Source organism: Methanocorpusculum sp., assembly GCF_030655665.1.
GTDB lineage: Archaea > Halobacteriota > Methanomicrobia > Methanomicrobiales > Methanocorpusculaceae > Methanocorpusculum.
Genome location: NZ_JAUSPQ010000006.1, coordinates 58,462 through 84,827 on the forward strand (window position 1 = coordinate 58,462; position 26,366 = coordinate 84,827).

A 26,366-nucleotide genomic window follows, 5' to 3' on the forward strand; every position below is an offset into this window, starting at 1 on the left:
ATCATTCATGAAAGAGAAGCATACTATAACTATGATCAAGGTCGCAGTCAATGGATATGGAACGATCGGAAAACGCGTCGCCGACGCAGTTTCCTGTCAGCCCGATATGGAAATAATCGGTGTTTCCAAAACCAAACCCGGAGCAGAAGCATACGTTGCCAAGGAGAGAGGATACCCCCTCTACATCGCAGATATCAGCAAAAAAGATGCATTCGCGAAAGCAGGAATACAGGTCGCCGGCTCGGTCGAGGATATGATCCAGAAAGCCGACGTCGTGGTCGATGCAACACCAGGAGGGATCGGTGCAGGAAACAAAGCCCTCTACGAAAAGTACCAGAAGAAAGCCGTCTGGGAAGGGGGAGAGGAGCATGAACTCGCCGGATTTTCCTTCAACTCTTCCTGCAATTATGATCAGGCGATCGGCAGACAGTATGCACGGGTCGTTTCCTGTAATACCACCGGTCTTTGCCGGATCATCAAACTCATCGACTCGGTCTTTGGTGTGAAGAAAGTCCGGGCGACCATGGTTCGCCGGGGAGGAGATCCCGGAGATATCAAACGCGGACCGATCGATGCGATCGTCCTGAATCCGGTCACCATCCCGTCCCATCACGGTCCCGATGTACAGAGCATTCTGCCCGATATCAATATCATAACCTCCGCAATGATCGTGCCAACGACCCTCATGCATATGCATTTCATCAATATGGAGCTGAAAAACCCGGCGACCAAAGAGCAGGTCATCGAGCTGATCAAAGCCCACTCCCGTCTCGGTCTTATCGAGAAGAGTATGGGTATCACGAGCACGGCAGAACTCAAGGAGTTTACCTCCGATCTGCTCCGCCCAAGGGGAGACCTTTGGGAGAACGGTATCTTTGCCGAGTCGCTCTCGGTTCTTGATGAAGGGACCGACCTCTATCTCTTCCAGGCGATCCATCAGGAAGCGGATGTCGTTGTGGAAACCGTTGACTGTATCCGGGCAATGGCTGGAAACGTTAAGACGGCGATGGAATCGATCGCGATCACGAACAAAGCAGTTGGTCTGACTGCTATCCGCTAACTTTTTCATGGATCTGCCAATACCCAGTCCGGACGGGACCTATCACGAATTTTGCGGCATCCCTATCTATGAAAAGCGGTTCAAAACCGTCGGACCGTTCAGGTTCCCGGGTCTTGCTGCCGTAGTTGATGATTCGGGGGCTTACCACATCGATTTTTCCGGAAACCCGATTTATGAAGAACGGTATCCCTGGGTCGGGGATTATGCCGACGACTGTGCTGTGGTCAAAACGGTCGGGGATGAGTATTTCCACATCAACGAAGAGGGAAAACGGATCGGACACAACAACTATCTCTATGCAGAGGAGTTTTCCGAAGGAACGGCGGTGATTTACCGGAAAAATTACGGAGCCACGCACATCACGACCGGGGGGGAGATGGTGTACGGGGACTGGTATTTCGATGCCCGGAGTTTCAAAAACGGCGAGGCACTCGTCCGAGACGAAGACGGCTGGCTCGTTATCGACAAGACCGGGCAGGAGATCCGGCGGACCGACCCCCCGGATGAGGAGTATCCCGTTTCCGGCATCGTCAGATTTATCGGAACAGAAAGCCCGATCCCCACCATTCTAAAGATGACCGAGTGGGACGCTGCGGTCGTTCTCGTCAGGCATGCCGAGCGGGAACCGTTCACTAAGGGAGAGCCGGGTTCCCAGAAAAAACTCACGACCCGGGGCGAACGTGCCGCCATGACCTTTGGCGAAAAACTTGGAGGTCGGCCGGTCAAAGCGTACGCAAGCCCGATGTTCCGGTGCATGCATACTGCCGAACTGATCCTTGCAGGAACGGGAGAGACGGACAATGTCTGTGGAAATACGTGTTTGGGTGATCCGGGGGCATACGTTTTTGATGACGATCTGACCCGCGGCTTGTATGTGAAAAATCCGACCAAGACGATCACTCTTGAGTATATCAACACCGGCACGCTGCTCGGCCATTATCCAATCAAGGAAGGAACGGAAAGGCTTCTCGCCTTCCTAAAAAGTACAGCATTTCAGGACGGGATCTCGGTCTGCGTGACCCATGATGTGTTTCTGGCAGCATTTGTTTCGACCCTGACCGGCTATGATTTCGCGGACGACTGGGTCGGATTCCTGGACGGCTGTATTTTATTTAGGAAAAAAGAAACATGGTACCTCTGGTGGAGAGGTAAGGAGACAAAATTATGAAGTTTATTTGCCCATTAATCGTCGTTGATGATATCGAAGCATCAAAGAAGTTTTATACCGGGATCCTTGGTCAGGAGATAACCATGGATTTCGGCGCAAACGTCACGTTTGCCGAATCGTTCGCCATTCAGTCGAAGAGTTCCTGGACAGGGTTTATCGAGAAACCTGATTCCGAGATCCGGTATCAGGGAAATGATGCCGAACTCTACTTCGAGGAGGAGGAGTTCGACGCATTTGTGGAACGCCTTAAGACGTATGAGGTGAAGTACGTCCATCAGGTGATCGAACATGCCTGGGGTCAGAGGGTCGTCAGATTCTATGATCCGGATATGCACATCATCGAGGTCGGCGAGAGTATGGTGACCGTCTGCCGCAGGTTCCGTGGACAGGATATGACCGTTGAGGAGATCGCGAAAAGAACGATGTTCCCTGAAGAGGTCGTGGAGATGTTCCTGGAAGAGGAATAACTCCCGGGATTATAGGACGTGCCGTAGATTCGATGTCCTTTTGGATGAAGGATCTACTGCCCCTCATCTCTATTTTTTAATGACGCGAGCGTCAGAATTCCGGCTATCACGCCAATCACTGCCCATATGCCAAAGCCGATGAGTAATGTCCAGGTCGAATAATACCATATGTCATTTATCAGATGAAGTGAGGTATCATACTGCTGAACGCTGCGATAGACCCAGAAGTACACATATGTCATTCCTAAACCGGCAATGCCAAGACAGATACCTGATGTTTTTGCAGAAACTGCCTTTTTCGAAGATGCCCCTCTAAGCATAAATGCCGCCGGACAGTAGAGAGGCGTTAGAATCAGTGAGATGAAGAAGAGATTTAAGGAAAATATGCGCAGAGCTTCTCCAAATGATCGTGGATTTCCGATGAACATCAAGCATACAGATATACCGAGAATGAGAACAACTGCCGTTATTATCAGTATGCAGGGAAGTTTTTGCAGCGTGTGCATCCGCAGACCTTGTATAGCCCCGGCAAACGGGATGAGGAGAAGGGAGACCGCAAATACCGCAAGGAGAGATGTGCCGAAAAGGAATACCGGAGCAAGGCTGCCCGAAATTGCAGGATAATAATATTGCGTGAATAAAATATACAAGAGCCATACTGATACCGGCAAAAAATAGATGAGTGCCATGAAAATAGCACTCCATTGGGTGTGTTGGGTTTGGTCAGTCATGGTTCCCGCCGGGCAGTATAACGTTGATTGTTGATTTCAGGAGGGTTTTCCCCATCGAAATGCCGGACAAAATCACGACATGATCTGGGCAACGAGAAGAACGACACCGGAGGCAATCACACTCAGGATAAATAAAATACACACGGCAGATACAACGCCTAATACAACACCTAATGCTATTTTCGTAACATCTTTGGAAAACTCTTTATCAATCATCATGATGTGTTCTCGTACATTTCATTATAGGCCGGTTTTTACACCACCATAACTATACCTTCTTCCTCATCTCTTATCAATACATTGAGCATAGATTCCAATGTTGAGTATATCTGTTGAACAGGCCCGTGAATAGTGCGGGAAAAAGAAAACAGGTCAACATCTATACGTAACAAATAATTAGGGGGATGATGATAGAGTCAAGGCGTCTATTTTCCACTCGATCCATTGAAGAGCTAAAAAAGTTATGAATACGGGATGCCTGCCTGATAATACTCTCCTTCCCAGTAGAGAATTCTGTGAATGCAGTATTTTTCCCGGATCTCATCGATTCGTTGTCGAGTCAGAACCTGGACACTATTCAATACAGGGTTATCTGTTCCAGGGTCCGATTTTTTTATACTGGTATCCCTCGTAAGAAACAACTCCTTTATCTCAGGATATTTTTCGAAATCATCATCAGTAATATTCAATATCGCATATCCGGATTCGTTCCATACGTGGTTGATCGGTTTTTCAGGATATGATGAATAGGTTAATATCATTGACTTACTGTCCAAGATCCCGGTGGATTCCACCATAAGAGGGGCAAAAAGTATGAACAGTAAGAAAATGAGAACTACCAATAATATATACCCATATTTTTTCGCGTGATTTGGGTCTTTGTTCATTGCATTATCCTCCTTCCCTTCAAAACGTCTACGTGTCATCTTTTTTACATCCGAAAACAAGCTGCAGTCCGCCGGCGATCCCTAGAATAACCCAGACCGCAAAGACCGTGTTTATAAGAACCGTTGAGATCCACCACGGAACTGTTTGTACGGCTCCTTCGATCACGACATCATTTGCATCTCCCAAAACCGACAGAATGACATAACAGACGAGAAGTACAAAACCCCAAACGGAAAATGTATACGAGATCCGTTTCATCATTGTTCCGCAGGCAAAGTCTGCCGATACCTTCTGAATCACAGATGTCATCATCGGCGAGGCAATCAGTATGAGGTACATCAGTGTCAGCCAAACAGGCATCCTAAGTAAAACAGTGAGCTGTGAACCCCCTCCGGCCATAACGGATATGAGCCCTAATCCGATCTCGCCGATCAACAATAATGCAGTAAATACTGCGAGAAATTCAAAGCGGGATTTGACTGCTCCATCACTATTTCTGTAGCAGAGGATCGTTCCAATGAAAAGCACTACCGTCAATACGAAAAGACCTGCAGAGAGTATGGATTCGATACCTATATTTGAAAAATTCCAGGCAATAAACGCTCCAAAGATAAATATCGGTAAAAAATAGATCGGGAAGAGGAGTTTTATGTTTGGGCTCTGTGTCAGGTTCATTTTTCATCACATCCGTTACGCATGCATACATCATTTTCAGATTTTCGACACAGCCAAATCATACAGGCTCCGACCGCGAGACCGAAAACGACCCAGATAATGGCGAGGCTCAACATAAATACCGGGGATATATACCAGGGATAAGCAGGAGGCATGCCAACGACAACAACATCATATGCATCTCCTGATATTCCATAAAACATAGCATAGATCAGATAGAAGAAGCTGAATACGGCAAAACTTTTCGAAACTCGCGACAGGATCGTCTGCGGTTTTTGTCCTTCGCAAAATTTCGGGACAACAAGGGAGAAGAGGGGGGCAAGGATCAGGACGAAATAGAGAGGTGTGACCCACATCGATGTTCGCAGAAAATTCGTCAGCATTGCCGGAGAAGTGATGGTTCCGTCGATGATATTTGTGAGGCCCATTCCGATGTTGATGACGAGCAAAAGAGCAAGAGCAATGAAAAGGACCGTGACCCATGTCGTGTTTTCCCTGCCGAGCGTTTTCCTATACGTTAGCACCCCAATCAGGGCTGCGATCGGCAGAAGAAACATCAGACTTGCAAACAGTCCGTCGGTGACGGTGTTTGGCAAAGATATATTCAATGAGAAATCTGCCGATAAAATGCATAGCGGCACTAGATAGATGAGTGCCATGCAGATGACACTTCGTTGGGTGTTTTTGGTTTGTTCAGTCATGATCAGGCAAGGAGTGTGACATTATGATTGTGGAGATGGTTTCTATGATCTATAATTACACCTTTTCCCTCATCTATTATCAATACATTGAGCATAGATTCCAATGCTGAGTGTATCCTTCGGGATCGTGAGAAAAATAGTGATACAATAGAGGGAGGGGATCACATCCGCATATTGCTGTATTCAAATATCAGGTCTGTTTGGATCAGCGGCTGAATACAACTGACAGACACGTGCCCGTCCCCACCCGCTCGTCGTCTCCAGCCAGACCACCGTGTGCGTAACAGTATTCACTGCAGAGGGATCTACCTGGAGAATAAGAGTTGCATCTGCCGTTTCACCGTCCTTCACGTAGATCGGCTCACCTTCGAGGGTGAGCGACATCCCTTCCGGCAAAGGAGACATAGGAAATGTTCTATTGAGCGTAACAATAATATCCTCTCCGGATGCTTTGATTTCTATGGCAATTCTTCCCTCAACACCCGGTTCTGCAACGTAAATGGGAATCTGATTTGACCGGTCATCCCGTCTCTGAACGCTTACAAAACCTGTTGCATTGTCCAGATCAAAGTACCAGTCGATTGCATGAGTATATGACGATGTGTTAGGGGGTGAAGGGGGTGATGAAAAAAATCCTGTATCAAATATACCCGGCATGAAGGCAGGCAGGCTATTATTTTCTGAGTAGTGATCCGGTAAGATGCAGCCGGCACTAAGGGTCAACAGTAGTATGCATATGCATGCAGCAAGAATTTTTATACGCAATTTCATCATTTGAACCTCACATAAGTAAACACTGATTTGTCTCATACTCAACTTGATTCGTCAAAGAATCAACAAAAGTTATGAATACGGGATGCCTGCCTGATAATACTCTCCTTCCCAGTAGAGAATTCTGTGAATACAGTATTTTTCCCGGATCTCATCGATTCGTTGTCGAGTCAGAACCTGGACACTATTCAATACAGGGTTATCTGTTCTAGGGTCCGATTTTTTTATACTGGTATCCCTGGTAAGAAACAACTCCTTTATCTCAGGATATTTTTCGAAATCCTCATCAGTAATATTCAATATCGCATATCCGGATTCGTTCCATACGTGGTTGATCGGTTTTTCAGGATATGATGAATAGGTTAATATCATTGACTTACTGTCCAAGATACCGGTGGATTCTATCAGGATAGGCACGACAAATACGAGCGGCAGCAGAATAAGAACAGCCAATAGTATTATCCAAAATTTTCCCACGTGATTTGGGTCTTTGTTCATTTTTCATCACATTCGTTACACATGCATACATCATTTTCAGATTTTCGACATAGCCAAATCATACAGGCTCCAACCGCGAGACCGAAAACGACCCAGATTATGCTAAGGCTCAACATAAACACCTGGGATATATACCAAGGATAAGCGGGAGGCATGCCGGGGACAACAACATCGTATGCATCTCCTGCTATTCCACGAAACATAGCATAGATCAGATAGAAGATGCTGAATACAGCAAATCCTTTCGAGACTCCCGACAGGATCTTCTGCGGTTTTCGTGCTTCGCAAAATTTCGGGACAACAAGAGAGAAGAGAGGCGCAAGGATCAGGACGAAATAGAGGACGGTGACCCACATCGGCATTCGCAGGAAATGTGTCAGCATCGCCTGAGAAGTGAAGGCTCCGCCAATGATATTTGTGATGCCCATTCCGATGTTGATGACGAGCAAAAGAACAAGGGCAATTATAAGGACCGCGAACCCTGTCGTTTTCTCCTTACCGACAATTTTCTTATAGGTAATCGCCCCGATGAGGGCTACAATCGGCAGAAGAAACATCATACTCGAAAACAGTCCGTCGGTCACGGTTCTTGGCAATAATAGATTCAATGAGAAATCTGCTGAAGAAATGCATAGCGGCAGTAGATAGATGAGTGCCATGCAGATGACACTTCGTTGGGTGTTTTTGGTTTGTTCAGTCATGTATCAGGCAAGGTGTATGAAATCTAATTACAATCGTGCAGATGGTTCCTATGATCTACAATTACACCTTCACCCTCATCTCTTATCAATACATTGAGCATAGAATCCAATGCATAGTGTATCCGTCGAAATCGTGAGACAAATAGTGATAAAATAGAGGAGAGGGAGAAATTTGTCAGAAAGTAATTTTCGATTCGTTCTTTCATATCTCAGAACTTTTTATTTTCTGACCCAGCTTCTCCCATCTCAATTCCATTATCTTCAGATTTCATGTACACCCGGATCCTAAAAAATCCTACTGCGAGACCAAACATAATCTAGATAACGGTGAATATCGACATCATATCAATACTTATGATAATCTAAGTTCGGTAAGTGAAACTCAGAAATGATTATGAATTCACCATTAAGAGTCTATAATATTCACCATTCCAATACAAAACTTTATTATCGGCATATTGGGATTTAATTTCATCGTACATCTTTCCAGTACCTATCGGTACCGAGTCCATACCTGCCCGACTGATAAAGGTCATTTTCTCAAGAGCTTCGGATTTATTGATGCTGTAATTTATGTTGAGGAAGAGTTCCTTTAATGGCGGATATTTTTTGAAGTCTTCTTCAGTTATGGTAATTACTTCACCACTCCAGTTTTTCCATGAAAATGTGCTGCCGGGAGGATCATTTGGATATGAGGAATACCCTAAATTTATCTGATGTCCGCCAAATGCATCCGTATAAAATGCATCAATCTCTCCAACTATAGATGAGATTAGTATCGGCGATAGAAGGACCGCCGACACAAAAAATATGATGCATATAATCACAATACCGAGGTTTGGTCTTTTTTTGTTCTCTGTAGTTTTATCTGCCATCGGTCTCAGTCCTGAACGTTCTTTGTAATATGAGAAAATTTAAGGTAATTCTAACTTGCATTGGGTGTAAGTTTGTTCAAACAAGGGCTGTCGATGACAGTCACCCGCTATTTTTTGCGTATAGTTGAAAGATATCCGTATATTGCGGTACTTTTCATGAAAGCAAGCAGTATCAGGAGACCGAAACATAGACCACAGATATAGGCAACTGCCGTAAATCCGATCTTTGCAGAAGGCACATACACGACGATCAGCCATGTAAAGAGAAGTATTATTCCTGTAAGGATCCCGATGATCACCCATTTTACTCTCCCGGCATTTTTATCCGAAACCGGCAGTACAACAACGCGGGCCTGTTTTGGAGGAGGATACTTTTTATCCACCCATTGCGTTACAACAGCAATAATACCTCCAATAATCAGGCCTGCAAAATACATCGGGAGAACCACCGACATACTGACCCCATTATGCATATCATACGTTCTGAGCAGAATCGTTGGAATAATTGAGAATAATACCAGTGTTATTAAACACGAGATGACTCCTATGCGGTTATTGGTCATGGTGAATTGCCTCTCAGGAGTGATCTACAGCACAATCGGAGTATCAATTGTACCTATTCTCACAATTACTATCCTGGGTACCTGAATTTGAGAGATTGTGTAATATACCTTCAACGACATGAGAATTACTCTCTCGCTCATCTCTTATCAATACATTGAGCATAGATTCCAATGCCGGGAGTATCCCTTGGAATCGTGAGAATTAGTCCGGACATACAGAGGTTTCAGTTCAGAGCGGCTTTCAAGCAAAAATGGGTGTATGCATCCCTACTCAATAGGTATCGCCGCAGTGTAATACTCCCCCTCCCAGTAGAAAATTTTGTGATATAAGAATTCACGAAGTTCATTGCATCTCTGTCTAGTTTTTACAGGAACTTTATGAGACCAGGTCTCTACTTCATCTGGATTTGACAGATTAATGCTTGTGTTTCTCGTGAGCAGCAGCTCTTTTAACTCAGGATACTTTTGGAAAACCTCTTCTGTTGGAACAAATATCTTCCACTCAGAGTGATCATCATCAGGTTCTGATGAATAGAATAGGTATACATAGCTCCCTTCTCCAAGACCCAGCGCAAAAAATATAATGGCATAGCCGATGCTCAATCCAATGATCAGAATAAGAATGCCAAAAATAATTTTTTTAGATTTTGTAGATTTTCCGTCCATTATGTATACCTAACTTTAAGAGATTTTATACGTGGTTTACGTTCAACAACACTAAAATTATCTTATCTCCCTCATCTATTATCAATACATTGAGCATAGATTCCAATGCTGAGTGTATCCTTCGAGATCGTAAGAAAAATAGTGATAAAATAAAGGGAGGAGTCTCACATCCGCATATTGTATATTCAAATATCCGGTCTGTTTGGATCAGCAGCTGAATACAACTGACATACACGTGCCCGCCCCCATCCATCATTCGTCTCCAGCCAGACCACCGTGTGCGTAGCAGTATTCACTGCCGAGGGATCTACCCGGAGAATAAGCGTTGCATCCGCCGTTTCACCGTCCTTCACGTGGATCGGCTCACCTTCGAGGGTGAGCGACATCCCTTCCGACAAAGGAACTGTTCTATTGAGAGTAACAATAATATCCTCCCGGGATGCCGTGATTAGTATGGCAATTCTTCCCTCAACACCCGGTTCTGCAACGTAAATGGGAATCTGATTTGACCGGTCATCACGTCGCTGTACACTTACAAAACCTGTTGCATTATCCAGATCAAAGTACCAGTCGAGAGCAGGAGTGCTATATGACACGACTTCGGGGGGTGATATCAAAAATCCAAAATCAAACATACCCGGCATGAAATCAGGCAGGCTATTATTTTCTGAGTGGTGCTCCGGTAAGATGCAGCCGGCACTAATGATCAACAGAAGTATGCATATGCATGCAGCAAGAATTTTTATACGCAATTTCATCATTTGAACCTCTTTAGACGATTTCCTTCCCGAATCTACGTAAGCAGTGTCAGAGGGGACTTCTCTTTTGGATAATCGTACAGATTGGAACCCACTCCACAACTATACCTTCTCCCTCATCTCTTATCAATACATTGAGCCTAGAATTCAATGCAGAATGTATCCTTTGAGATCGTGAGACAAAGAATGATAAAATAGAGGGAGGGGATCACATCCGCATATTGTAATCTTCAAATATCCGGTCTGTTTGGATTCTGTATTGTGTTCATTTTTCATCACATTCGTTACACATGCATACATCATTTTCAGATTTTCGACACAGCCAAATCATACAGGCTCCAACCGCGAGACCGAAAACGACCCAGATAATGGCGAGGCTCAACATAAACATAGGGGATATATACCAGGGATAAGCAGGAGGCATTCCGGGGACAACAACATCGTATGCATCTCCTGATATGCCGCTAAACGTAGAATAGATCAGATAGAAGATGCCGAATAACGCAAACCCTTTCGAGACTCCCGACAGGATCTTCTGCGGTTTTCGTGCTTCGCAGAGTCTTGGGACAACAAGGGAGAAGAGGGGGGCAAGGATCAGGAAGAAGTAGAGGGCGGTGACCAAAACCGGCATTCGCAGGAAATTCGTCAGCATTGACTGAGAAGAAGTGAATGCTCCGTCGATGATATTTGTGATGCCCATTCCGATGTTGATGACGAGCAAAAGAACAAGGGCAATTATAAGGACCGTGAACCATGTCGTGTTTTCTCTGCCGAGCGTTTTCTTATACATTATCACCCCGATAAGGACTGCGAGCGGCAGAATAAAAAATAGAGACGCAAACAGACCATCGGTGACGGCATTTGGCAAAGATATACTCCATGAGAAATATGCCGAAAAAACGCATAGCGGCAGTAGATAGATGAGTGCCATGCAGATGACGCTTGCTTTTGTGTTTTTGGTATGTTCAGTCATGACTATAGATGTATTTTACGTGTACAAACTTACACTGGTTTTATTATTTCTAATTATCTGTGCATTATTATGTGTTGCATCCCCATTATAAGATGGTGAGGAAAACTCGAGTAAGCTAAATGGATACCCATAATATTCACTTAGCATAACAGTATTTCTTACATTAAGCAACCACCATGTGTATGTTTGTTCATGTACTGCTCCAAAACAATGTCCAATTTCATGAATGATACTGTAAGTCCTTGAATAATCGTTTCCATTATAAACAGGGCCACTCCAATCAATAACCATTTGAGACCAGGCATATCTGGTATCATATCCCCATGATAATCCTTGAGCAACATTCCATTCTCCAGTAATATCATATCCACCAAGATAAATACACAAATCAACATCTAAAAAATCTAACGTCGAGAGCGGATAATAATATGCCAAAGTCTCTAAAGGATATGTAGTAATTGAAGAATTAGCACTTAACTGAAATCTATGAGTTGCATCATAAAGTGGTACTAAAACAACTTTTACATCATCTCTACCATAACTGGTGACTGAGTTTGCTGTTGCAATGTAACTTTGAGCGGTTGTTACCCAGCTACTAGAGTAAAAAGCGTTGTCTGTTACAACAAGTACATCAACATAAACCGTGTCATATGGTCCCTTTGAGTTTGATCCAGCTGGTTTTACGATTTTTTCATATAAGGGGGGCGTTTGAATCTGATCTTTGACTCCGCAGAATTCGATCGGTTCATCCGGCTGAAGCATATCATACTCTGAATATACGATATGCAATGGCATACCAGTTGTTCGGCTGTTTTCACTTGCCTGAATTGCAGAGATGGTGATGTATTCACCAGGATAGCTTATAAATCCACAAAGAATATTATCCATATCTGCGGTCAAAACAACATGCGAGTCATCAATGCCTGAAATCACGCCCTCATAGGAATCAATACCATCATCAATGTTTTCAAAATTCATTCTTTTAAGGAGAAGAAGATAGTCTTTTCCGTATAATGTGATTGGAAGTGTGATTTCAGCCTGACGGTCGGGAATGGGGTTGTTGAAACAAATCACATCATAGATTTCTGAATCTTTTGCTATCTCGCCTGATGCTTTTTTGGCATCAGATGAGGCTATGACACTCTCTGGAATCTTCAAAGAATCGTAATCTATTGATGATTCAGATTTTTCTGTAATCATTTTCATATCATAAATCGTTGTTTTACCAGGGATGGTAAAAATTGGTACGTTATCACTGTCTGCAGTTTCTGCACTTACTGGAAAAATAAGCATTACTGCAACTATGAACAGAAGAAGAAGTGATAAAATTTCAATACGTCGTTTAGTAAAATTCATTTTAACCTCGTTAGAGGGATTCCTCATCGCAGATACGTAAGCAACACCAGGGGAAAACCCTCTTTTTGATAATCTTGCGGATTGAAACTCAATCCACAACTATCCCTTCTTTTTCATCTATTATCAATACATTGAGCATAGATTCCAATTCATGTATTCAAGAGTTAAAGGGAATGAGGCAGAATTGGAATCTATGCTCAATGTATTTATAACACAGAAACAACAGAACATACCAACGTATGAAGATACGGATTCTTTTGATCGGCATGCTCCTTTTGACCGCATGCTGTGTAATGCCTGCGGGTGCAGCTGATTTTTCTGATAATGCCGCAAAGTATACGATAACTCCCTGGTACAAGTTTACCGATGGTAGTAAGGCTCTGCCGCTTTACGATACTATTACCCAAGGAGAATGGAAGAGCCACACATATTTCCTTCCTGCCGGTAAAACAAGAATTGAGATTGCTCTATCATGGGGGAATACACAAAATACTCTCAGTATGAAGATAGAAAAACCGGATGGATCTTTCTATGGACCATTTTACGATTCATTTGATGGAATAACTAATGGGGTGATTCCCCTTACTATAAACGGAAATATCGCAGCAGGCCAATGGACTATATCTATTAATGGGGCATCGGTGAGCGGTACTCAGCCATATACTTTGCAATTCAATGCCGTTTAGATACAAAATCCACATTTTCCTATGTATTGTGATCCTCTGCGTACTTGCAGGTGTATGCGGACCTGTGAGCGCCTTTGACTTCTATTACACCTATCCCGGCGAAGATGACTTGGTAATAGCCCCGGCAGATTATGAGATAGTTCCTATTGATGACGGAATCGAGGGAGTAACAATTACCGGATGGCTGAACCTTGTTTACTGGAAAACCGTGCTTCCCATCTACATCGGCTCATACTTTGATTTCTTTGAACCAACGCCTCTTGGAAACATGACCAGCACAATACTGGTTCCGCTTCTGTCTACGATCTTTGGTGTCTGCGGTACCTTCGCCGTCTTCTGCCGCCGCAGATCTCCCGAAAAAAATCCGAAATCAACACCTGCAAAAATCCTTGCTTACATTCGGCAGCACAAATTCTGCTCGCAAAAACAGATCGTTGACGGGGTGGAGAGTTCCCGGGGATCCGTTGCCTATCAGCTTCACCGGCTCCAAAACGAGCAGAAGATATTTGCAGCCGAGATAAACGGGAGAACGTATTATTCGGCACACCCCATCGATCAGGAATCCTTAGAACCGGTCGTATACGGCATTCTGGAAAATGAAACAACGAAATCTATTTTCAAAACATTATATCATCATCCAAACCTGACACGTCACGAGATAGCCGGGATTATCGGCAAATCCCCGGACACCGTATATTTTCATTTGAAAAAATTCGACGACCGATTACTGACCGAGGTAAAAGAAGAGGGGATCAATTATTATTCGCTTAGCCCGGATGCCAGGGATGTGTATTTCAGGATGGAGCCTGAAGGGTTGGGCGGCGGTGAACGCATTGTGATGGAAACGTGAGCACTGTTAATCCTATCACGAGCGGTCTCTGGAGATTTGATGTCAACAGGGAAATATCAGTGGAACACAATCATTCAGTTTATCAATAAATGCACGACAATAATCCAAAAGACCGGATACTCTTAATTTTTTTAGTCATATCTGCATGTTTACTCCTTGTATCAAATGTTGGAGCCGCTTTAGCTGCTAGTCCTCTTGTTCCCGGGTCTGATGACATGGTTATTGCCCCGGCAGATTATGAAATAGTCCCGATTGATGACGGCACAGAAATTATTGAGAATACTCCTCTGTTAAGTTTCATGTTGTGGAAAACGGAGGTATTATCCTTCATTGATTCTCTCTGGAGAGAGACGCCGTATCGCGATATTGTGCGAGGCGGAGTAATACCTTTCACAGCAGCTGTTTTAGGGTTCTCGATTTTCATCGTCTTCAGCCGCCGGAAATTTCCCGAGAAAAACCCGGAATCAACGCCGGCAAAAATCCTCACCTACATTCGGCAGCACAAATTCTGCTCGCAAAAACAGATCGTTGACGGGGTGGGAAGTTCCCGGGGATCCGTTACCTATCAGCTTCACCGGCTCCAAAACGAACAGAAGATATTTGCAGCCGAGATAAACGGGAGAACGTATTATTCGGCACACCCAATCGATCAGGAATCCTTAGAACCGGTCGTATACGGCATTCTGGAAAATGAAACAACCAGATCGATTTTCAAAACATTATATCATCATCCAAACCTGACACGTCACGAGATCGCCGGGATCATCGGCAAATCCCCGGACACCGTGTATTTTCATCTGAAAAAATTCGACGGCCGATTACTTACCGAGGTGAAAGAAGGAGGGAACTCGTACTACTCGCTTAGCCCGGATGCCAGGGATGTGTATTTCAGGATGGGGCCTGAAGAGTTGGGCAGCGGTGAACGCATTGTGATGGAAACATGATCATACGCTTTTTCACCGGCATCCCTGACGAGAGCAGGGATATACTGCGGCAGTAAATGTTTTTGCTGCCGATTTTTTCGTTTATGTGGATAACTAACAAAATTTTTGTAGTTAACGCCGCATTTATGCCATACTAACCATAATAATCTAGTATGAAATACGCACCCTCAGTGCTGGATAAGATCGTGGCAGGGCTGGTCGTCCTGATCATCACGATCGCCGTGTCCGGTTCAAAGTTCGGAAGATGAAAATCCTCCAAGTAAACACCTCTCCTTTTTTTACCTGTCTACATGTTAGACAGTGTCCCGGTCCACACTCTCTCACACATCCTTTATGGTATTTCACGGACAACATATCGGGATATGGACGCATACGAACTCGTCACCCGAAATACGGCTGAGATCGTCACCGAAGACGAACTCAGAGCTTTGTTGAACAAACCAACAAAACGGGTCTATACCGGTTATGAACCAAGCGGCGAGATTCACCTCGGTCACCTGGTGACCATCAATAAACTGATGGATATGAAAGCAGCAGGGTTTGACGTCGTGGTATTGATCGCAAACCTGCACGCCTATCTGAACAGAAAAGGAACCTTCGAACAGATCAAAGAGCTTTCCGACTACAACAAAGCCTGCATCGAGGCGGTCGGTCTCAAAGGTGCGGAGTTTGTTCTCGGAACTGATGTCCAGCTCACGCCGAAGTATCAGACCGAAGTGCTGACCCTCTGTCAGCAGATCACCCTGAACCGTGCCACCCGCAGTATGGACGAGGTCGGCCGTGCGATGGACAACCCGATGGTTTCCCAGATGGTCTACCCGGTCATGCAGGTCGTCGACATCCCGACCCTCAACGTCGATGCAGCGGTCGGAGGGATCGACCAGAGAAAGATCCACATGCTCGCCCGCGAACACCTCCCGACCCTCGGATACAAACCCCCGGTATGTATCCACACGCCGATCGTAAACGGTCTCGACGGTGAGAAGATGTCCTCCTCGAAAGGAAATGTGATCTCGGTCGCAGACTCCCCCGAAGATATCAAAAAGAAGATGAAGAAGGCATTCTGCCCGCCGGAGACGGAAGGAAACCCGATCCTGCAGATCTTCCAGTACAACGTCTTCCCGAGGATCGATACGGTCGCGATCCGCCGCCCGGAAAAATTCGGCGGGGATCTGGAGTTCCACAGCTATGCAGAACTCGAGACGGCGTATGCCGGCGGAAAGGTCCACCCGATGGATCTGAAAGCTGCATGCGGCGATTCCCTGGCTGAGTTACTCGCGGATGCCTACGCATACGTTCAGAGCTATAAAAACTAATTTTCCTTTTTTATGCCGATTGAGATACCCGACTATACGTTCACAGAAATAACGCCGATCCTCAAAGGCTGGTCCGACGATACAAAATATCGTGTCAGAACAGACGACGGCCGGGAACTTTTGCTTCGTTTGTCTGCCGCAGACAAATACGACCGAAAAAAAGAGGAGTTCGAGGCTCTCAAAACGATAGAATCGAAAGGGATTCCTGCATCAAAACCTGTGGAATTCGGAAGATGCAGCGATACTACATCGTACATGCTTCTTACCTGGACAGAGGGAAAAGCGGCAGATGAAATTCTGCCTCTTCTTTCAAAAGAGGAGCAGTATAATATAGGGATAAAGACCGGGATTTTGCAGAAACGGCTGAATTCAATTCCGGCACCTGAGGATATGAAACCCTGGGATCTGCGGTTTGGAAAAAAACTCGACTGGAAATGCGAGCGGTATCTTGAATGCGGCATCCGTTTCGAGCATGACGATCGGATGCTTGCCTTCATCGAAGAGCACAGACATCTGATACAAAACCGGCCGCAGTCTTTTCAGCACGGGGATTTTCACTGCGGAAATATCATCATCGATGAGGAGGGGGACCCTTGTATAATCGATTTCAACCGGATCGACTACGGCGATCCCTGGGAAGAGTTCAACCGGATCGTGTGGTGTGCAAAGAAAAGCAGCTATTTTGCGGCAGGACGGATCGACGGATATTTTGACGGATCCGTCCCGCAGGAATTCTGGGATCTGCTTCTGTTATACATAAGCAGCAATACGCTTTCCTCGATCCCCTGGTCGATACCTTTTGGCCAAAAAGAGGTAGAAACAGCAGTAGAAATGGCAAAAGAGGTCCTTCTCTGGTATGATGATATGAAAACTTCCGTTCCCCTCTGGTATGTGGAGGCAAAAAAGGGACGGGAGTAAACTAGAATATTCCTGAAGTTATATACTCCATCATCTCATGAAAATCACCGTCATCTACGGAACGAGCCGTACGGAAAAATCCAGTACGTATAACATCGCCAAACAGTTCCTGGCTGAACTCGCAGACGGCGATCAAGTCACCGAATTCCATTTGCCGAAGGACATGCCGGCATTCTGCACCGGATGCTTCAACTGTTTTTCCGACACCACAACATGTCCTCACTACAAATATATCCAGCCAATTGAGGAGGCAATGCAGAATGCGGATCTGATCATTATCACTGCTCCCGTGTATGTGTTCCATGTGCCCGGCCAGGTCAAGGCACTCTTAGACCACTTCGGTTGTCGGTGGATGGGACACAAGCCAAACCCGCAGATGTTTCGCAAACAGGCACTTGTTATTATAACGGCCGCAAGAGCCGGTATGCGGAGTGCAGGAAAGGATGTTCAGGATTCCTTTGACTGGTGGGGAGTCGGGCGGACCTACAGTTTCAAAAATGCGGTCCTGGCGGGAGACTGGACAGAGGTCACCGACAAGAGCAGAGCGGCGTTTGCACAAGAAGTCAAGAAGACAGCCCGAAAAATTCGAAGACAGCAGGGAGCCGGCCCCCGGCTCAAAGTCAGGATGCTCTTCTATCTGATGAGATTCGTGCAGAAAAAATACCGCTTTATTGAATCTGATGCAGCGTACTGGGAAGAAAACGGCTGGTTTGACGGGAAAAACCCTGGTAGCTGACATGAAACTCACGGTACTCGTCGACAATAACACCTTCATCGATAAATATTTTTACGGAGAGCCGGGGCTTTCCTTCTATATCGAAGATGGAACGGAGAAGATCCTGCTCGATACGGGCTACTCCAATCTCTTCATCAGGAATGCAAAAAAACTCGGGATCGATCTTTCGGCCCTTACAAAGGTCGTGATCTCGCACGGACACGACGACCACACCGGCGGCCTGCCGCATCTGCTGGAACATTTCGACACTTCGTCGTTTGAAGTGATCACCCATCCGGATACCTTTGCCGAGAAACGCCGGGGCGATCTGCTGACGGGATCTCCCGTCTCCGAAGAGACGATGCGGGAAAAAACCCGTCTGCATCTCTCGAAGGATCCGATCAAAATCAGCGATCATATAACGTTCCTTGGGCAGATCCCTATCACCCAGGAATTCGAACAGAGACCGGAGATGGATACGCGAAAAACGCCGGAGGGATACGTCCCGGACTTTATCTTAGAGGATTCGGCTCTTGTCTTTGAAACGGATGCCGGCATCTATATTATTACGGGCTGTTCGCATGCCGGGATATGTAATATCTGTGCGTATGCAAAAGAGCTGTTCAAGAAACCGATCCTCGGGATCATCGGCGGCTGGCATATGAAAAAGATGGATGAGCGTGCGGAGAAGACGATCCGATTTATGAAAAACGAGGGGATCTCTGAGATGTATCCCTGCCACTGTACCTCGTTTGCGGTAAAAGCAGCGGTCCATCAGGTGATCCCGGTCCATGAAGTGGGTGTCGGGCTGAAGATCGAGTGGTGAGCCGATCCATTCCCTCTTTTTTCTGGGGGCACATCCCACGTGCACCCTAATTTTTCATAATGGAGAGGCATGATTTAATATCTTGAAGATAGGTTATATTAATGAGAGGAATATGAATCTGAAAGAATTTGATGATATAAAATATAATAATAAATATAAAAATTCTCTTAATTCTTTATCACCATATATAGGGAGACTTCGTTATGAGTGTGCAGGTTATTTAATTGATCAATATGCACAACCCGATGAATTAATATTTGATCCTTTTTGTGGTAGTGGAACAGTATTACTTGAAGGTTGGGCTAAAGGTTACAATGTAATGGGCAATGACCTTAATTATTATGCTTATGTACTAACTATGGGTAAATTATATCCATATCATACAGAAATAGAAGCATGTGTAGCGCTTGATAAATATAATAATCGAATAACCAAAAAAGCAAGTGAAATAAATTTGGATGTTATTCCTGAATGGGTACAATCATTTTACCACCCTCAAACACTTCGGGAAATAATTGCCTGGACGTATTATCTCAGACAACATAAGGAATGGTTCCTGCTAGCTTGTCTCATGGGTATTTTGCATCACCAACGTCCGGGATTTTTGTCATATCCCTCAAGTCACGGGGTACCTTATTTACGTACAAAAAAATACCCTCGGGAAAATTACCCGGAAATGTATTCATATAGGAATGTTTACGAAAAACTCAACGCAAAGGTAAAACGTAGTTATAAATTTGTACCTAATTTGGATTTTTCAAAAGAGCGCATTGTTTATAACAAAAATTCTGCATCAATGAAGATTAAGCAAGACAGAATTGGCACAATAATTACAAGTCCTCCATATATGAAATCACTAACATACGCACGTGATAATCGCTTGAGATTGTGGTTTTTAGGGAAAGACGATTGGAATTCGTTAGATCAAAAAATATCTCCACAAGGGAATGAATTTATCTTAATGATGAAGCAATGTATCAAAAAATGGTCTGAACATCAAATTTCTGGTGATACCTGCGTAGTTGTTCTTGGAGATATAAATATTCAATATAAAAATCAAAAAATGCCGCTGGCTGAAATGTTAACGGAAATTTCCTCAAAAAAATATCGTTTGGTTGAAGCATTTTATGATTCTATGCCCGAAGCAAAGAAACAGATTAAAGGTAAAGATTTAGTAAAAAGAGAGATAATTACTGTCTTAGAGAGATTGTGAAAAATGGATTCTGATATTTTCATTGGTATTAATATAAATGGATATATAATTCAAGAGGAAATTGGCAAAGGATGTATTGGTAATGTCTTTAGAGGAGAGAAGGAAAATTATGGAAGTCGTGCAATTAAATTTGTTCCAAATGAAATGGTGTTAAAAAAACCAACATGGCAACAGGAAATCATTAAAGTTATTAAACTGGAACAAACAGAGGGGGTGGTACGTTATCATGATCATGGATTTATAGAGATCTCTGGAAAAAACTATCTCTATATGATATGGGACTGTATTAATGGTGAAAGTCTCGCCAATATTATAAACAATAAAAAAGTCACAATACAGATGTTGGTTGATATTATTGATCGAACATTAGCAGTTTTTTATGCATGCAAAATGGTGGGAATTCAACACTCTGACTTTCATTCTGGAAATATTATAATTGAAAATCCAGACCCATTATCAATTAATCCAAATCAGCGTAGGGTATTTATAACAGATTTTGGATATGGCACTTTCTCACCCCATGTTGTTTCCGAAGAAATAATGGATGATTATAAAGGTTTTGCACATATTATTCAAGAATGTCTCGCATCAATTGACATGCATTCTCTTGAGCAGGAGGATAAAAATAAATATCGGGTACTTAAAAATGAATTCCCAAAATTATTACTTGAAAATAATATAACAGAGGGTGAGTATGTAAAAAATCCACATGAACTTCGGAACGCATTGTATGTATTATTTAATAAAGATAAATCCTCTCAAATAATGGATAAAAATGTTGGGGATTATTTGGTCGCAGAATACATGGGGGAGCGTTATGATGAGTGGCAAGCATTATTTGTTCCAAAATTTTTAGCAACAAATGAATTATTTGATAAAAATATTTGTGTTTTAACAGGTCTTCGAGGATGCGGAAAAACAACTATCTTTATGAGAGTGAGTGATGATTTAAAAAGGAAATTAGGTAATGCAGGCATTCCCGGGGAAGATGGATTTATAGGGTTGTATTTGAATGCAAGGACAATTGGAGAGGCTTTTCCTTGGCTACCATTAGATAAGCAAGATGTGGCACGTAAACAAGTCATCAATTATTTCAATCTAAAGTGGACCATTCAAATTCTCCAATGGTTACGATGCGAGGTAGAGATATATAATGATTTAAATTGTTCATGGGTAAGTTCATTCTTTACTAAGTATCTGAAAGATTGTTATTTTACTAGTACATCTAATGAAGGAATTATAAATACAGCTATTTCAGGATGTGAGAGAGAGTTATTAAAATGTAAACTGGGTGCCGCATATATGCCTGAGATAAAATGGGCATTTTCTGATTATGATTATTTAGAGATATTAACTAAATTAATCAACAATAAGTGTGTTTTTTCCCAAAAAAAAGATTTCTTCCTTTTCCTCGATGATTACTCATCACCAATGATTAATGAGTGTACTCAAAAAATACTTAACCCGATTATTTTCAGGCGTACATCAACAGTTTTCTTTAAGATATCCACAGAAAGTGTTGAAACTTTTTTCCCCTATGGACTAAATAATAAAACTCTTGAAGAAAATAATGATTATAAACTGATCGATCTTAGCATAAAATCGATAACGGAAGAGGGTGATACTAAAAATGAAGATATTATTTATTCGATTTTTGAACGTAGAATTAATAGAAGTGATCTCTTTGCCAAATGTAATACTAATTTAAATGAGTTATTAGGGAATATCCGTATTGCAGGTAATACTCGAGCAAGTAAAATAAAGAAAAATGAAGCAAATACATATTATGGGACAGGAGTTTTTTATGATATATGGTCAAGTGATATCAGGCAGTTAATTAAAATATTCTCACAAATGGTATCAGAAGAAACTCAAAATGGCGATATTTTAAAAAGGATTGCGGATGTGCGTTCTCACAGCAGTACCTCTAATAATCCTATAATACAGAAAACTAATCAGGATAATGTGTTTCGCAAGGCAGGTGGAATGTATCTTAATGTATTGAAAACGGCAACAAATTCCTGTGATAAAGCCATCATTTACGATAAACCTGATCCAGAAACATATGGTGAACATCTATTCAATATTTCATCCGCGTGCCAGAGAATGTTCTATTATGATTTGAAAAACAAAACTTCAAAAAATGGGGATCGAAATCCGCCCAAACAAGCTAGAAGAATAGAAATATCTGATGGATCAATAATTGGAAAACTAGACCCAATTGCTGAATGTTATTATAGAGGTCTTATCAGATATGGTGTCTTTGTTGAAGATCCACGCGGAAAAAGTGTCCGAAGTTCAGTTGCAACAAGAATATATTTACGTAGTTTATTTGTACCATATTTTAACATTACTTTTTCTAAAAGGGATAGTATAACTCTAGGTTGGGAAGATTTTAAAGAGTTACTTCTTACACCAGATGATTTTGCAAAAAAATATACGAAATTGAATGATGAAAGCCAGAAAGAATTATTTGGAAATGAGAATGATTGGGACGAATAAAATGGGACGATTACCAGTTATTGAAGAAGCTTCTAATATAGATAGAAATTCCAACTCAAAAATATTATTAATTATTTCAGAAGGGTTTGAATCACGATCATTATCTTGGATTACCTCACAACCAAAGAGCAGCAGTCTATTTAATGAAGCATGGGTTTGTAAATATGACCCCAGTAAAAAATCCAAATATCTAGCTATGATACAGGAAGTCTCGTGTAGGACCAATGATGTACACACGATTGAGTTTAACCGATTCAGTCCCACTATTTTTGAACAAGAATTAAATGGCCGCATGTCTCAAATAAATCGTTTTGATGAAATTATAATTGATATCACTGTGATGTCAAAGATTCTCATTATGATACTATTGTGTTCACTTAAAATATATAATAAAAAACTCACAATTATTTATTCAGAACCCATAACTTGGAGTCCATCTCTAGAAAAATACAATGAGGAAATCTCTAAACGTAATATTTGTGATAATGGCAGCATTCTCACTTATTTTGGTCTTTCATCAGTAGGAGTATATGACATTGTCAAAACACCAAAACTATCTAGTATTGTTATGCAAAATAGTCCATCTATTTTGATTGCATTTTTATCGTTTAATGAACAACTCCTTACAGTTTTACTAAATAATACAAACCCCGAATCCATATTCCTTATTAACACTATAAATGAGAGAGAAACTTGGAGAGAAGAAGCAACTATTGAGATTCATAAAAATATTATTAACACATCTCCCCTATATGAAGGTGTTCAGAATTACAAATTAACAGATTACATCGGTGTTTTTGAGAATATTGCAAAAATTTATCAAGAGAATTATTATTCTAATCGGATAATAATTTCTCCAACAGGATGTAAACTCCATGCAGTTGCTTGTGCACTTATGAAAAATTGTTGCTCAGATATTCACGTGGAATATCCAATACCTAATAGTTATATTTTTGAGGGTTATTCAAGTGATGAAATCTATAAAATACATCAGATTGTATTCGATTCATATATGGACGATATGAGATCTATAGCAGAAGAATATCATTTGAATGGCTAAAATAGTAAAATTTCAATTTTTCTGCAATTGCCTTTGAAAATCATAGAATAGTTCCTCCCTCGTGATTATAATACCTCAAAAATACTCCGGGAACACCGGGTACGCTGAATTCGTGTATCGGAGAGGTGTGGATGGATGAGATATCCCACTCCTTTTTAGAAAAACCGGCACGCCGGTTTTTCCCTAGCATTTTTCCAGACGGCGTGCGATTCCTGCGCAGGCGATCAGCCGGAGCAGAGCACGACGACGCAAGAAAAATGCGATTCGCGGAGATTCGCGATTATTCGCGGTGGAATATTTAATGTGTCCACATATGACCAACTCCTTGCCGATATAGATCAAAAACCCAAAATACATTTGGACACATTTTTTTCAAAACCCTGGGAAAAATTTTAAAAACCTAATTCTAAGCTTATATAGAGCTTATTTCATTTCTACCATACTAAAAACAGAGTTTTGGAAAAAATGTGTCCAAACTGGGAAAACCCCTATATACAGCTCTTTTTTTCAAAAAACCAGAATTACAAAGATTTTTCGTGGACACGTGCAGTTTTCGAAACGTGTCCAAAACATCCCAAAAAAATGAGTTGGACAGGTATGAAAAATACAACGTGTCCAAAATCAACACCCACTTTTCATGGTGAGTGGACCTGATCAACTCCTTCTTAACAGAGTCCCATCCGGGGGCACATTTTTCTCAAAACCCTGGAAAAAATTTCAAACACCTGAATCTAAGCTCATATTGAGGTTATTTCTTATTCCTCATACAAAAAATAGAGTTTTGGGAAAAATGTGCCCCCACATCAAAAACTCAGCAAATATAGCTTTTTTCCAAATAAAACCCGCAAATCAACCGGATTTTGGGGGCACGTAGATTTTCCAGATGTGCCCCCAACTCAAACAAAAATATCTGGGGGCACATACCACGTGCCCCCGATTTTTCACCATTGTTCAAAAACCGTACTCAGTGAACGGAGTTCTCCGGAGACACATCCCCCTCCCCAAAATCTAATACCCTATAAATGAAACATATACCAGAACAGCACAGCTGAAACTTACATCAACCCCTATCATGTCCCCCGAAAAAAACCGCAAACCTAAAACTTGCTCACCGCCACGATCCGCATCTTCAGCAGATCACCACCAGGACCAGGACGGCAGGATCGAATACCTCGACCGTAAACTCTCCGAACTCGGCATCAGACTCAAAGACGCCGACTCAAGAAAAGTCACCGGCGAAGTCTTTGACGAAGTCACTCTTTTAGCGCTCTACAAACTCGTAAAGAAAAATATCATCACATCCATGGGAGGATCCATATCCACCGGCAAGGAAGCCAACGTATTCCTTGCAGGAAAAACCGACGATGCAGGGGAAGAGATCTCTGCCGCCGTCAAAATCTATCGGATCAGAACAGGGAACTTCACCACGATGAGTGATTACATCATCGGTGATCCCCGGTTCTCCGGCATTCGCCGGACCCACAAAGACATCATCTTTGCCTGGACGAAAAAAGAGTACAGCAACCTATCGCGAACGAGGGAAGCCGGCATCCCCTGCCCGACCCCGTATGCGTTCGACAGAAACATCCTCGTCATGGAATTTCTCGGGACCGGGAACATCCCCTATCCCCAGATGCGTCTCCGCCTCCCGGGAACTCCCGAAGAAGGCTACGAGGAGACCATCGGACTCATCCGCGATCTCTATCAGAAAGCCCGTCTTGTTCACGGCGATCTGTCCGAGTACAACATCCTCACCGGACCTGACGGACTCATCTTAATTGATATGGCACAGGCTGTGATCCCCGAACACCCCCGGGCCTACAATTTCCTTTTCAGGGACATCAAAAACATCAACAGATTTTTTGGCACCAAATGTAAAACAACCGACGAACACGAACTCTTCAGAGACATCGTCGGAGAAGAATTTTTCGAGATATAAATCATGACACAAGAAGTAAAGATCCCCAACGACAGAATCGGCGCAATCATCGGAAAAGGCGGCGAGACCAGAAAATTTCTGGAAAAAATGCTCCACGTGACCCTCGAGGTCGACAGCCAATCCGGTCTTATTGAGATCATAAACAAAGAGGATTCCCTCTCAGAGATCCGTGCGATGGAAGTCATCAAAGCGATCGGACGAGGATTCTCACCCGAGCGGGCAAAGAAACTGCTCGATGACGACGACATGATCCTGACCCTGATCGATATTTCAGATATCGCCGACACCCCCCAGAAACTTGCAAGGATCAGAGGAAGGATCATCGGCCGTGAAGGAAAAGCACGGGAACAGATCGAAAACATGACCGGGGCCCTCGTTTCCGTATACGGGAAAACCGTCGGCATCATCGGCATGCCGGATCAGATGAACGATGCCCACACCGCGGTAACCATGCTCATAAACGGCTCGGATCACAGCACCGTCTTTAACTTCCTGGATCGCAAAAAGAAGGAAGCAAAGCTGGACGTTCTGAACTATTATTACTAA

Annotated in this window: 29 protein-coding genes; 15 read left to right on the forward strand and 14 right to left on the reverse strand. The window is 43.1% G+C overall.

Annotated features, from left to right (window positions below; genetic code table 11):
* Positions 1–31 precede the first annotated feature (31 nt).
* The 3 genes from Q7J08_RS03570 to Q7J08_RS03580 are packed head-to-tail and all read left to right on the forward strand — an operon-like array spanning position 32 to position 2,695.
* Entirely contained in the window at positions 32–1,060 is a 1,029-nt protein-coding gene (locus Q7J08_RS03570) for a type II glyceraldehyde-3-phosphate dehydrogenase (protein WP_304910614.1), read from the forward strand.
* 7 nt (positions 1,061–1,067) lie between these two features.
* Positions 1,068–2,228 carry a histidine phosphatase family protein gene (locus Q7J08_RS03575; RefSeq protein ID WP_304910319.1) on the forward strand — a complete coding sequence of 387 codons (1,161 nt, stop codon included), beginning with the start codon at positions 1,068–1,070 and terminating at the stop codon, positions 2,226–2,228.
* Entirely contained in the window at positions 2,225–2,695 is a 471-nt protein-coding gene (locus Q7J08_RS03580) for a VOC family protein (protein WP_304910320.1), read from the forward strand. The genes Q7J08_RS03575 and Q7J08_RS03580 overlap by 4 nt, the downstream gene beginning before the upstream one ends.
* Before the next feature lie 53 nt (positions 2,696–2,748).
* On the opposite strand, the gene Q7J08_RS03585 is transcribed toward Q7J08_RS03580, so the two are convergent.
* From Q7J08_RS03585 to Q7J08_RS03650, 14 genes are all read right to left on the reverse strand, one after another.
* Positions 2,749–3,384: a hypothetical protein gene (locus tag Q7J08_RS03585; protein WP_304910321.1), complete on the reverse strand. Its 636-nt coding sequence runs from the start codon at positions 3,382–3,384 to the stop codon at positions 2,749–2,751.
* Positions 3,385–3,498: 114 nt separating this feature from the next.
* The gene (locus Q7J08_RS03590) at positions 3,499–3,645 is read right to left on the reverse strand and encodes a hypothetical protein (RefSeq protein ID WP_304910322.1); all 147 of its coding nucleotides are present in this window, start codon (positions 3,643–3,645) and stop codon (positions 3,499–3,501) included.
* A 242-nt stretch (positions 3,646–3,887) separates the two neighbouring features.
* A complete protein-coding gene (locus tag Q7J08_RS03595) occupies positions 3,888–4,352 on the reverse strand; it encodes a hypothetical protein (RefSeq protein ID WP_304910323.1) in 465 nt (154 codons plus the stop codon).
* Positions 4,342–4,989: a hypothetical protein gene (locus tag Q7J08_RS03600; protein ID WP_304910324.1), complete on the reverse strand. Its 648-nt coding sequence runs from the start codon at positions 4,987–4,989 to the stop codon at positions 4,342–4,344. The genes Q7J08_RS03595 and Q7J08_RS03600 overlap by 11 nt, the downstream gene beginning before the upstream one ends.
* Positions 4,986–5,690: a hypothetical protein gene (locus tag Q7J08_RS03605; RefSeq protein WP_304910325.1), complete on the reverse strand. Its 705-nt coding sequence runs from the start codon at positions 5,688–5,690 to the stop codon at positions 4,986–4,988. The genes Q7J08_RS03600 and Q7J08_RS03605 overlap by 4 nt, the downstream gene beginning before the upstream one ends.
* Positions 5,691–5,873: 183 nt before the next feature.
* Positions 5,874–6,464: a hypothetical protein gene (locus Q7J08_RS03610; protein WP_304910326.1), complete on the reverse strand. Its 591-nt coding sequence runs from the start codon at positions 6,462–6,464 to the stop codon at positions 5,874–5,876.
* 69 nt (positions 6,465–6,533) lie between these two features.
* Positions 6,534–6,959, reverse strand: coding sequence for a hypothetical protein (locus tag Q7J08_RS03615; RefSeq protein ID WP_304910327.1), 426 nt, complete (start codon positions 6,957–6,959; stop codon positions 6,534–6,536).
* Positions 6,956–7,660 (reverse strand): hypothetical protein, encoded by a 705-nt coding sequence (locus tag Q7J08_RS03620; RefSeq protein WP_304910328.1) that lies wholly within the window; start codon positions 7,658–7,660, stop codon positions 6,956–6,958. Before Q7J08_RS03620 ends, Q7J08_RS03615 begins: the two co-directional genes overlap by 4 nt.
* A 392-nt stretch (positions 7,661–8,052) precedes the next feature.
* Positions 8,053–8,535: a hypothetical protein gene (locus Q7J08_RS03625; protein WP_304910329.1), complete on the reverse strand. Its 483-nt coding sequence runs from the start codon at positions 8,533–8,535 to the stop codon at positions 8,053–8,055.
* A gap of 107 nt (positions 8,536–8,642) precedes the next feature.
* Positions 8,643–9,098, reverse strand: coding sequence for a hypothetical protein (locus tag Q7J08_RS03630; RefSeq protein WP_304910330.1), 456 nt, complete (start codon positions 9,096–9,098; stop codon positions 8,643–8,645).
* Between the two features lie 267 nt (positions 9,099–9,365).
* A complete protein-coding gene (locus Q7J08_RS03635; protein WP_304910331.1) occupies positions 9,366–9,764 on the reverse strand; it encodes a hypothetical protein in 399 nt (132 codons plus the stop codon).
* A 185-nt stretch (positions 9,765–9,949) separates the two neighbouring features.
* Positions 9,950–10,525: a hypothetical protein gene (locus tag Q7J08_RS03640; protein ID WP_304910332.1), complete on the reverse strand. Its 576-nt coding sequence runs from the start codon at positions 10,523–10,525 to the stop codon at positions 9,950–9,952.
* Positions 10,526–10,787: 262 nt separating this feature from the next.
* The gene (locus tag Q7J08_RS03645) at positions 10,788–11,495 is read right to left on the reverse strand and encodes a hypothetical protein (RefSeq protein WP_304910333.1); all 708 of its coding nucleotides are present in this window, start codon (positions 11,493–11,495) and stop codon (positions 10,788–10,790) included.
* A 15-nt stretch (positions 11,496–11,510) separates the two neighbouring features.
* Positions 11,511–12,851, reverse strand: coding sequence for a hypothetical protein (locus Q7J08_RS03650; protein ID WP_304910334.1), 1,341 nt, complete (start codon positions 12,849–12,851; stop codon positions 11,511–11,513).
* A gap of 239 nt (positions 12,852–13,090) precedes the next feature.
* Here Q7J08_RS03650 and Q7J08_RS03655 point away from each other — a divergent pair, with 239 nt between their 5' ends.
* From Q7J08_RS03655 to Q7J08_RS03710, 12 genes are all read left to right on the forward strand, one after another.
* On the forward strand, positions 13,091–13,537 hold the full coding sequence (locus Q7J08_RS03655) for a hypothetical protein (RefSeq protein ID WP_304910335.1): 447 nt from the start codon (positions 13,091–13,093) through the stop codon (positions 13,535–13,537).
* Positions 13,538–13,565: 28 nt separating this feature from the next.
* Complete coding sequence (locus Q7J08_RS03660; protein ID WP_304910336.1) at positions 13,566–14,387, forward strand: hypothetical protein; 822 nt, start codon at positions 13,566–13,568, stop codon at positions 14,385–14,387.
* Between the two features lie 89 nt (positions 14,388–14,476).
* On the forward strand, positions 14,477–15,331 hold the full coding sequence (locus Q7J08_RS03665) for a hypothetical protein (RefSeq protein ID WP_304910337.1): 855 nt from the start codon (positions 14,477–14,479) through the stop codon (positions 15,329–15,331).
* 362 nt (positions 15,332–15,693) lie between these two features.
* Positions 15,694–16,647 carry a tyrosine--tRNA ligase gene (locus tag Q7J08_RS03670; protein WP_304910338.1) on the forward strand — a complete coding sequence of 318 codons (954 nt, stop codon included), beginning with the start codon at positions 15,694–15,696 and terminating at the stop codon, positions 16,645–16,647.
* Positions 16,648–16,659: 12 nt separating this feature from the next.
* Positions 16,660–17,565, forward strand: coding sequence for an aminoglycoside phosphotransferase family protein (locus Q7J08_RS03675; RefSeq protein WP_304910339.1), 906 nt, complete (start codon positions 16,660–16,662; stop codon positions 17,563–17,565).
* A gap of 37 nt (positions 17,566–17,602) precedes the next feature.
* On the forward strand, positions 17,603–18,301 hold the full coding sequence (locus Q7J08_RS03680) for a flavodoxin family protein (protein WP_304910340.1): 699 nt from the start codon (positions 17,603–17,605) through the stop codon (positions 18,299–18,301).
* 1 nt (position 18,302) lies between these two features.
* Positions 18,303–19,106: an MBL fold metallo-hydrolase gene (locus Q7J08_RS03685; protein ID WP_304910341.1), complete on the forward strand. Its 804-nt coding sequence runs from the start codon at positions 18,303–18,305 to the stop codon at positions 19,104–19,106.
* Positions 19,107–19,218: 112 nt separating this feature from the next.
* On the forward strand, positions 19,219–20,319 hold the full coding sequence (locus tag Q7J08_RS03690; RefSeq protein WP_304910342.1) for a DNA adenine methylase: 1,101 nt from the start codon (positions 19,219–19,221) through the stop codon (positions 20,317–20,319).
* Positions 20,320–20,322: 3 nt separating this feature from the next.
* Positions 20,323–22,821 (forward strand): hypothetical protein, encoded by a 2,499-nt coding sequence (locus tag Q7J08_RS03695; RefSeq protein ID WP_304910343.1) that lies wholly within the window; start codon positions 20,323–20,325, stop codon positions 22,819–22,821.
* Entirely contained in the window at positions 22,769–23,881 is a 1,113-nt protein-coding gene (locus tag Q7J08_RS03700) for a hypothetical protein (protein ID WP_304910344.1), read from the forward strand. Before Q7J08_RS03695 ends, Q7J08_RS03700 begins: the two co-directional genes overlap by 53 nt.
* A 1,072-nt stretch (positions 23,882–24,953) precedes the next feature.
* Positions 24,954–25,820: a serine protein kinase RIO gene (locus tag Q7J08_RS03705; RefSeq protein ID WP_304910345.1), complete on the forward strand. Its 867-nt coding sequence runs from the start codon at positions 24,954–24,956 to the stop codon at positions 25,818–25,820.
* A gap of 3 nt (positions 25,821–25,823) precedes the next feature.
* Positions 25,824–26,366: a KH domain-containing protein gene (locus Q7J08_RS03710; RefSeq protein ID WP_304910346.1), complete on the forward strand. Its 543-nt coding sequence runs from the start codon at positions 25,824–25,826 to the stop codon at positions 26,364–26,366.

Bases quoted from the DNA above. Each gene is read 5' to 3' on its own strand.
- Q7J08_RS03570 (WP_304910614.1), top strand. From the start codon at position 32: ATGATCAAGGTCGCAGTCAATGGATATGGAACGATCGGAAAACGCGTC.
- Q7J08_RS03575 (WP_304910319.1), top strand. From the start codon at position 1,068: ATGGATCTGCCAATACCCAGTCCGGACGGGACCTATCACGAATTTTGC.
- Q7J08_RS03580 (WP_304910320.1), top strand. From the start codon at position 2,225: ATGAAGTTTATTTGCCCATTAATCGTCGTTGATGATATCGAAGCATCA.
- Q7J08_RS03585 (WP_304910321.1), bottom strand. From the start codon at position 3,384: ATGGCACTCATCTATTTTTTGCCGGTATCAGTATGGCTCTTGTATATT.
- Q7J08_RS03590 (WP_304910322.1), bottom strand. From the start codon at position 3,645: ATGATGATTGATAAAGAGTTTTCCAAAGATGTTACGAAAATAGCATTA.
- Q7J08_RS03595 (WP_304910323.1), bottom strand. From the start codon at position 4,352: ATGACACGTAGACGTTTTGAAGGGAAGGAGGATAATGCAATGAACAAA.
- Q7J08_RS03600 (WP_304910324.1), bottom strand. From the start codon at position 4,989: ATGAACCTGACACAGAGCCCAAACATAAAACTCCTCTTCCCGATCTAT.
- Q7J08_RS03605 (WP_304910325.1), bottom strand. From the start codon at position 5,690: ATGACTGAACAAACCAAAAACACCCAACGAAGTGTCATCTGCATGGCA.
- Q7J08_RS03610 (WP_304910326.1), bottom strand. From the start codon at position 6,464: ATGATGAAATTGCGTATAAAAATTCTTGCTGCATGCATATGCATACTA.
- Q7J08_RS03615 (WP_304910327.1), bottom strand. From the start codon at position 6,959: ATGAACAAAGACCCAAATCACGTGGGAAAATTTTGGATAATACTATTG.
- Q7J08_RS03620 (WP_304910328.1), bottom strand. From the start codon at position 7,660: ATGACTGAACAAACCAAAAACACCCAACGAAGTGTCATCTGCATGGCA.
- Q7J08_RS03625 (WP_304910329.1), bottom strand. From the start codon at position 8,535: ATGGCAGATAAAACTACAGAGAACAAAAAAAGACCAAACCTCGGTATT.
- Q7J08_RS03630 (WP_304910330.1), bottom strand. From the start codon at position 9,098: ATGACCAATAACCGCATAGGAGTCATCTCGTGTTTAATAACACTGGTA.
- Q7J08_RS03635 (WP_304910331.1), bottom strand. From the start codon at position 9,764: ATGGACGGAAAATCTACAAAATCTAAAAAAATTATTTTTGGCATTCTT.
- Q7J08_RS03640 (WP_304910332.1), bottom strand. From the start codon at position 10,525: ATGATGAAATTGCGTATAAAAATTCTTGCTGCATGCATATGCATACTT.
- Q7J08_RS03645 (WP_304910333.1), bottom strand. From the start codon at position 11,495: ATGACTGAACATACCAAAAACACAAAAGCAAGCGTCATCTGCATGGCA.
- Q7J08_RS03650 (WP_304910334.1), bottom strand. From the start codon at position 12,851: ATGAATTTTACTAAACGACGTATTGAAATTTTATCACTTCTTCTTCTG.
- Q7J08_RS03655 (WP_304910335.1), top strand. From the start codon at position 13,091: ATGAAGATACGGATTCTTTTGATCGGCATGCTCCTTTTGACCGCATGC.
- Q7J08_RS03665 (WP_304910337.1), top strand. From the start codon at position 14,477: ATGCACGACAATAATCCAAAAGACCGGATACTCTTAATTTTTTTAGTC.
- Q7J08_RS03670 (WP_304910338.1), top strand. From the start codon at position 15,694: ATGGACGCATACGAACTCGTCACCCGAAATACGGCTGAGATCGTCACC.
- Q7J08_RS03675 (WP_304910339.1), top strand. From the start codon at position 16,660: ATGCCGATTGAGATACCCGACTATACGTTCACAGAAATAACGCCGATC.
- Q7J08_RS03680 (WP_304910340.1), top strand. From the start codon at position 17,603: ATGAAAATCACCGTCATCTACGGAACGAGCCGTACGGAAAAATCCAGT.
- Q7J08_RS03685 (WP_304910341.1), top strand. From the start codon at position 18,303: ATGAAACTCACGGTACTCGTCGACAATAACACCTTCATCGATAAATAT.
- Q7J08_RS03690 (WP_304910342.1), top strand. From the start codon at position 19,219: ATGAATCTGAAAGAATTTGATGATATAAAATATAATAATAAATATAAA.
- Q7J08_RS03695 (WP_304910343.1), top strand. From the start codon at position 20,323: ATGGATTCTGATATTTTCATTGGTATTAATATAAATGGATATATAATT.
- Q7J08_RS03700 (WP_304910344.1), top strand. From the start codon at position 22,769: ATGATGAAAGCCAGAAAGAATTATTTGGAAATGAGAATGATTGGGACG.
- Q7J08_RS03705 (WP_304910345.1), top strand. From the start codon at position 24,954: ATGTCCCCCGAAAAAAACCGCAAACCTAAAACTTGCTCACCGCCACGA.
- Q7J08_RS03710 (WP_304910346.1), top strand. From the start codon at position 25,824: ATGACACAAGAAGTAAAGATCCCCAACGACAGAATCGGCGCAATCATC.